The following is a 2,217-nucleotide window of genomic DNA, read 5'->3' on the forward strand; positions in this document are numbered from 1 at the left end:
AGCGAAAGAATACCAGCCCGCTGCGCCAGCAAGAGACCACACACAACCACTCGCTCGCCGGTTTGTCGATCTAATCAAGAATCAACCTGTTTTCGTTTAACCGGACGTGCAGTGGCAAGTTGATCGCCTACGGCTGCCCGTTGAACGAATAAATCAACAGCCCGTCGCGCAGCGAGCTGGTAAACAAAAATTTCACTAACCAACATCCTCCCCCACTCCCCACTCCAAACCAAACGTAGTGGAAGTTGTTAAACTTCCCTCCCCAAAAAAACATCCTCCTCCCAGAACCACCACAACAACCCTCAACCCTCTTCCCAACGCCCACCTCTGAACCGCACATGGCGACCGACACCAACCCCACGCCCGCAAACGATCCATCCTCAACCGACAACCCGCTGCGTCCCGGAGCCCCCGCCGTCAGCGACAAAGTTCGCTCGGATCGGGAATTGCTCCAACGCGCCCAAGCCGAAGGCAAAACCCTCCGCGCGTACGTCAAACTCTCCGGCCCCGGTTGGCTGCAAAGCGCCATCACGCTCGGCGGAGGTTCGCTTGCCGGATCGTTGTTCCTCGGCGTGCTCGGCGGAACCAGCATGCTGTGGCTGCAACTCGTCGCGATCGTATTCGGCGTCATCATGCTGTCCGCCATCAGCTACGTCACCCTGTCCACCGGACGCCGCCCCTTCGAAGCCATCAACAGCGAAATCAACCCTGCACTCGGATGGGGCTGGCTGATCGCAACCGCGATGGCCAACATGATTTTCTGCATGCCCCAGTTCAGTCTTTGCTACGACGCGTTGGATAAAAACCTATTCAACCTCGGAGGCAGCGAGGGACTCGGCGACGGAACCACCGCAAAGTGGGCAACCACCATTTTCTTGCTCGTCGCGGCCAGCTTCGTGGTTCTGCTCAACGTCAAACAAGGCAAGGCGGCCAAAATCTTCGACGCCTTCCTGAAGGCCCTCATCGGCATGATCGTCCTCTGCTTCGTCGGCGTCGCGATCCTGCTCTTCTCCAAAGGGGAATTCAGTATCGGAGCAATCATCGCGGGAATGATCCCCGACTTCAGCCAATGGAGCTCACCGGCGGGCGAACTCGGCGGCGAAGTCAGCAAAATGGCCCCCGAGGCCAGCGCCTTCTGGACCCAAAAACTCGTCGCGAGCCAACGCTCCGTGATGATCGCCGCCGCCGCCACCGCCGTCGGGATCAACATGACGTTCCTGTTGCCGTATTCGATGCTCGCACGCGGATGGGACAAACCCTTCCGAGGCCTCGCACGCTTCGACCTATCCACCGGCATGGCGATCCCGTTCGTCTTGGTTACCGGCTGCGTGGTCGTCGCCGCATCCGCATCCTTCCACAACAAAATCGACGAACAACTCGCCTCCAATGATCTCGCCGTCATGCAGGAATCGCCAACGTTCGCAAAGGTCAAGAAAGATCTTCTGGCACGCGTCGACACAACCCTCGGCGACGAAGCCGCGGAAACGTCCGAGCAAGAGAAACTGCAGATGATCGCAGCACTCCCCGTCGAAGAAAAACGCGCCGCAGCCGCACTCGTCAAACGCGACGCATTCCAACTCTCACAAACCCTCGCACCGTTGCTCGGTGAAAAGAACGCCAAACTCGTCTTCGGACTCGGCGTGTTCGGAATGGGCTTCTCCACGATCATCATCCTGATGCTGATCAACGGATACGTCTTCCGCGAAATGCTCGCCATGCCCGACGCGAACGGCCCCTTCATCGCCGGCGTCCTCGTCGCCGGCTTCTCCGGCGCCAGCTGGGTGGCGTTGTGGACCGACCCAGACACAAGATTCTGGCTCGCGATCTTCGCCAGCACCTTCGCCGTCATGCTGCTCCCGATCGCCTACGTCACCTTCTTCCTGATGATGAACAGCCGGCGAATCCTAGGCAACGAAATGCCCACCGGAGGCCGCCGATGGGGATGGAACATCGCAATGGGCGCCGCCGTCCTAGGCGCAATCGCCGCCGCCGCAACCTCCATCTACGACAAAGCCCACGACGCCAACCAACCCGCCGCGTTCCCAACCGTAATGACCCTCCTCACCGTCTACTCCCTAGCAGTCATCGCCGGCTTCATCTGGAAAGCCAAACACCCCACCCACCAAACCTAACCCCCAGGCCAACGACCCAGCAATTTACCTAGCCCAGCCCAACGGTCTGGGACAACTTTGGGTGCCGGAAAACCCAAGCATCGAT

Annotated in this window: 1 protein-coding gene; it reads left to right on the forward strand. The window is 59.4% G+C overall.

What is annotated here, in order from left to right; genetic code table 11:
* Window positions 1–338: 338 nt before the first annotated feature.
* Window positions 339–2,132, forward strand: coding sequence for a divalent metal cation transporter (locus tag RSSM_RS21630; RefSeq protein ID WP_008683972.1), 1,794 nt, complete (start codon window positions 339–341; stop codon window positions 2,130–2,132).
* Window positions 2,133–2,217 lie beyond the last annotated feature (85 nt).

Source organism: Aporhodopirellula sallentina SM41, from assembly GCF_000346505.1.
GTDB classification, from domain to species: Bacteria; Planctomycetota; Planctomycetia; order Pirellulales; family Pirellulaceae; genus Rhodopirellula; species Rhodopirellula sallentina.

Bases quoted from the DNA above. Each gene is read 5' to 3' on its own strand.
- RSSM_RS21630 (WP_008683972.1), top strand. From the start codon at position 339: ATGGCGACCGACACCAACCCCACGCCCGCAAACGATCCATCCTCAACC.